General features: G+C 46.0%; 7 protein-coding genes. 4 read left to right on the top strand and 3 right to left on the bottom strand.

Annotated features, from left to right (window positions below; all coding sequences use genetic code 11):
• On the top strand, positions 1–487 hold a 487-nt coding region (locus RMO84_RS17375; RefSeq protein ID WP_310489694.1), incomplete at its 5' end, for a cob(I)yrinic acid a,c-diamide adenosyltransferase.
• Between the two features lie 80 nt (positions 488–567).
• Here the strand turns inward: RMO84_RS17375 and RMO84_RS17370 are convergent.
• Complete coding sequence (locus RMO84_RS17370; RefSeq protein WP_310489693.1) at positions 568–1,251, bottom strand: DUF3318 domain-containing protein; 684 nt, start codon at positions 1,249–1,251, stop codon at positions 568–570.
• Positions 1,252–1,373: 122 nt separating this feature from the next.
• Between RMO84_RS17370 and RMO84_RS17365 the strand changes: the two genes are divergently transcribed.
• From RMO84_RS17365 to RMO84_RS17355, 3 genes are read left to right on the top strand one after another with little or no spacing between them, the layout of a single operon-like run.
• Positions 1,374–2,042, top strand: a complete 669-nt coding sequence (locus RMO84_RS17365) for a CAP domain-containing protein (protein WP_310489692.1) — start codon at positions 1,374–1,376, stop codon at positions 2,040–2,042.
• A gap of 53 nt (positions 2,043–2,095) precedes the next feature.
• Positions 2,096–2,719 carry a ribonuclease D gene (locus RMO84_RS17360; protein WP_310489691.1) on the top strand — a complete coding sequence of 208 codons (624 nt, stop codon included), beginning with the start codon at positions 2,096–2,098 and terminating at the stop codon, positions 2,717–2,719.
• A 20-nt stretch (positions 2,720–2,739) separates the two neighbouring features.
• A complete protein-coding gene (locus tag RMO84_RS17355) occupies positions 2,740–3,255 on the top strand; it encodes a GNAT family N-acetyltransferase (protein ID WP_310489690.1) in 516 nt (171 codons plus the stop codon).
• Between the two features lie 18 nt (positions 3,256–3,273).
• Here the strand turns inward: RMO84_RS17355 and RMO84_RS17350 are convergent, their stop codons facing one another.
• Positions 3,274–3,888 carry a TetR/AcrR family transcriptional regulator gene (locus RMO84_RS17350; protein WP_310489689.1) on the bottom strand — a complete coding sequence of 205 codons (615 nt, stop codon included), beginning with the start codon at positions 3,886–3,888 and terminating at the stop codon, positions 3,274–3,276.
• A 218-nt stretch (positions 3,889–4,106) separates the two neighbouring features.
• On the bottom strand, positions 4,107–4,520 hold the full coding sequence (locus RMO84_RS17345) for a universal stress protein (protein ID WP_310489688.1): 414 nt from the start codon (positions 4,518–4,520) through the stop codon (positions 4,107–4,109).
• Positions 4,521–4,696 lie beyond the last annotated feature (176 nt).

The following is a 4,696-nucleotide window of genomic DNA, read 5'->3' as shown; positions in this document are numbered from 1 at the left end:
TCCAGAACAGACTGCGGTTACACATAACATCCTAAGTACAATTCACAAACAGATCGAAATAGTCGATACACCTGCCGATCGATTTTGTACGGAGATTGTTGCCAACGCCCTCAAGATTGCCAGTACCGGACAACGCGTGCTGATCGTCCAACTCCTTAAAGGCGGAATTCGGCAAGGTCACGATCGAATTATCAATCTCGCGCAAAATCTCGATTGGATTCGCTGTAATTTGATGCGGAATATTTCAACTGCCGATCTTGACGAGTTAGAGTTAAATAGTTTTAACCAGTTATGGAAACACGTTCGCGGCGCAACTCGATCGAGTGAATATTCGTTGGTGATTTTAGACGATTTGAGTCTAGCGATCGAGCTAGGATTAATTAGTGTGGAAGCGGCAACTAATTTTTTGACTAAAATTCCTCAAGATCTCAAAATCGTGCTCACTGGTACCAATCCACATCCCGCAATTTTAGAACTAACGACTTAAGCTAGTTAATTGAATAGAAACCAGAACCCCGGCTTCTTGAAGAAGTCGGGGTTCTTTCTTTGTTTATCTTTATGAAAGATTTATCTGTAGGTTTCGCGTTCGTCAGCTAGAGCGCGACCGCGAGTAGACGACGTGCGCGAGCGATCGACTTTATCTTTGGCTTTGCTAGCACTGCGCTTGAGCGCATCGAGACGGGATTCATAGTGCTTGCGTTTGCTCTTTTTGGGAGTATCGTCAGTTAATGTTTTTAAGGCACTGCCCAGACTCTTATAGGCATTAGGGAGTGTATAGCCAAAGCGAGTTGCTAGGGCGATCGCTTTTTCATCGGCATCGATCGCTTCTTTGAGGTGTCGATCGCTATTGTTGCGTGCATACAAGCGATACCCAGAGACGCCACAGAGTCCTAATGCCAGCACCAATAATAAACCGTCCTGCACCCACAACTCGCCGACAGCACCGCCTAAGCCGATCGCTAGTGCTGCCATTTCCCAGCCGTCGCGGGAGATCGTGTCATTTTGGACGCGGGCGACTTCATGCCAGAACAACAGGTTGCGTTGATCGAGAGCCAACCGTTCCCACTTGACCAAATCGATTTGAATTTCCACCTGATCTTTCCCCAATTCCTCACTGCGAATTAGGGGTGGATTGACTTCGACGGTAGTTTCGACTGTCACCCAGCTTTGGAGTTCGGGCGGAAGTAAACTTTTGAGCCGACGCAGTTCACTCATTTCGGCGCGAGCAGAAGCAGCGGAATAGGATGTCATAGCGATAGTTTGGATCGATCGTATCTTCTATTCTACCCAATCCTCGGTCGAGATTGTCAAATTTTACCAGTTTCCAGATTACGTCCTGATATGACCTCGATCGCAGTGGATATAAATCGGAGATGTCATATTTGATACACGGAACGGCGATGTTCGATCTCAGTGATGTCAAAGATTCCATCTCAGCACATATCCAAATTCGCTCAATTCAGATGAAATATCGTTTTTTAGGCACTTTCTGCGCCCTAGTGACTGTCATCGGGATCGGTGGCACAATCGCCCGTGCTGATGTTAGCATTACAGCACCTGAGGGAGATTCGGCACCAGAAAGCATCGGAACTCCAGTTAAGCGCGCCCCCCAATCGACGATGCCTGCACCTGTGATGACGAAGCTAGAAATAGATACATACAATCTAGTCAACAAGTATCGCCAGACCAAAAATCTGCCCCCATTGACGATGGATCCGGCGATCGTTGCTGAAGCCAAAGCCCACAGCGAACAAATGGCGCGATCGGGTAACATGAGTCACGATGGTTTTAACGATCGAGTCGCTTCGGTTTCTAAGACGATCGTCTATCGGAGTGCGGCAGAAAATGTTGCCTACAATATGGGTTATGGCAAGCCCGAACTAGTAGCGATCCAAGATTGGATCGAAAGTCCTGGACACCAACATAATATGGTCGGCCAGTACGATTTGACGGGCATCGGTGTTACTAGAAATGCTAGGGGTGAATATTATTTCACACAAATTTTTATCCGCAAAGCATTCTATGTCAAGGATGTCGAATAGGAGCGCGTCGATCGTCTAATATATAGATGTTTTCTTCTCCCCAGCCGCTCACTATGGAAGACTTTCAAATTTGCGATCGAGACTTAGATACTGCGCTGACAGAGAAGTATCTTCAGGCAGAATCGATCGCTGTCGATACTGAGACGATGGGATTAAACTATATTCGCGATCGGTTGTGTTTAGTTCAATTATTTTCACCAGGTGCCCTGACGGTCATTCGGATTGCCAAAGGACAAACAGCAGCACCAAATTTACAACAGGTGATGCAATCTACCTCCGTTACTAAGGTTTTTCATTTTGCGAGATTCGATGTGGCTCAATTGCGTCACCGTTTGGGGATCGAAACCCAGCCCATATTTTGCACTAAAATCGCCAGCAAACTGATTCGTACTTACTCATCCCGTCATGGTTTGAAGGAATTGGTTTCCCAGCTCGAAGGCGTAGAACTAGATAAATCCGCTCAATGTTCCGATTGGGGTGATGCCGAACACCTCTCAGACGTACAATTACGCTACGCTGCCAATGATGTCCGGTATCTAATTAGTATGCGTCAGAAATTAATTACGAAGTTGCAGCGCGAAGATCGCTGGGAATTAGCACAAGATTGTTTTAAAGTTTTACCGACGCTAGTTTCGTTAGATATCTTGCAGTATGAGGATATCTTCTCGCATCATTAAAATAGCGAGATCCGACCATCATGTCACCCATTTCCGTGCGCCAAGCTACTTTAGATGATATCTCAATAGTTTCAGAAATATTAGCCGAAGCGGCTGCATGGCTCGATCGGCAAAACATGTCACTATGGCAACCAGAACATATTGCGTTATCGGTTATTCGACAAGAGATCGAACTGGGTTTATTCTATATCGCCTTTTGTGAAGGTGTTGCGGCTGGCGTCGTTCAATTTCAAACCGAAGATTTGGAATTTTGGCCGGATGTTATCCAAGCAGATTCAGCATTTTTACATCGATTAGCCGTGCGGCGCAGCTTTGCTGGTGGCGCGATTTCCACCCAGATCTTTCAGTGGGCGATCGAACATAGTCGAGAATTAGGCAAACACTTCTTACGATTGGATTGTGTGGCCGATCGACCGCGTTTACGATCGATCTATGAGCATTTTGGATTCAAACATCATAGCGATCGCCAAGTTGGGGATTATTTCGTGGCACGATATGAATATGAGATTAGCGATCGACTCGATCGAGATTGCTAAATCTTGTTGCTTAACAACCTATTTTTTCGCGAGCACTCCATTCAAAAAGATATCCGCCAATCCTTCGGCCATTTCCTTCATATCCTGCGGACTAGCACCTGGCTGCGTAATTGTTTCGTGACTGAAGCCAGCCACGACGAACATTCCTAAAAATACCTGAGCGATGACGCGAGGATTCATGCGGCGATAAACACCTCGCTCCATTGCTGTTTGGAAAAATGCTTCGGCAACATCAGTCATTTTCTCGACTACTTCCGACTGAATTCGATCGCGTAAATCTTGATGCAGTTGGACTTCCATAAAACAGACCCGCATCATGTCATAATTATCGCCCAATCGCAGCATCCGTTTGTACATGACATGGGAGATTGCTTCATAGCTAGCCATCTCGCTCAATTCGGTTAATAAATCCGTCAACAATTCGATCCAGCCTTTAGTAGCGACTTCCACCAAAATTGCTTTTTTATTTGTAAAATGCCGAAATAAAGTGCCTTCGGCAATACCCGCTTTTTCAGCTAATTCCTTGGTCGTCGTACCGTCATAGCCATTACGCGCAAATAGCTTTTGAGCTGCTTGGAGAATTTTCTCATGGGTACTTAGCTCTGTCTTTGGTCTGCTATGAAATAACTGCATACATACCCAGCACGATCGAATGCCTACAAATGTGATCCCTACATTATTGTGCTCATAGAATTGGAGATTAGTGCATTGCTTTACAGTTCGTTAGAGATAGTTACCTCCGTTTACGATCTCGATCGACAAATCGCTTTTAACTTTAAGTTTCTTCATGAAGAGCGGGGAGCGGGGAGCGGGGAAAACAAGTTAATAGCCTAAAGCCTAAAGCCTAAAACCTAAGGCACAATTAACACCGGACATGGTGCCAGCGAGATCGTTCGGCTGGCGACGCTTTCGGCGACGTGTTCTAAATCCACCCCGATGCCGCGACTGCCCATGACGATCAGATTGACATTGAGTTCGTCAGCCACATCGCAAATCGTAAATGCGGGTTTACCTTCCCGCTGCATAATGTCAGCGGCGATCCCGCGCTGGGCAAATAGCTCTTGTACCGAATGCAGGAGCCGATCGATCGCTTCTGGCGATTGCATGACCGGATCTTCGAGGACTTCGGCATCTAAATCTGGTGTCTCGACGACCGACAATAAAATCAGCTTGCTTTGATACTTTTGCACCAGATCGATCGCGACCGCAATCGCTTCTTGGGCTTCACGCGATCGATCGAGCGGAAAGAGAATTTTGTTAAACATATACTGAGGCTAAATAATGGTAGCTCTTATCCTCTTGCTACCCTATTTTCGATCCGCAACTCTTACTCGATCGAAATTGGTAACAAATCTACACGGGTTTTCCGGTAGAATTATGGGACGGCAGAGCTAAATGTTTCCTTTAATACAGTACGCATATTCGGTATTACTAAATTTTC

Origin of the sequence: Chamaesiphon sp. VAR_69_metabat_338, from assembly GCF_031423935.1 — a bacterium.
Taxonomy (GTDB): domain Bacteria; phylum Cyanobacteriota; class Cyanobacteriia; order Cyanobacteriales; family Chamaesiphonaceae; genus Chamaesiphon.
The sequence above is the reverse complement of the archived record's forward strand: the minus strand, read 5'-3'. Positions and strand labels throughout refer to the sequence as shown.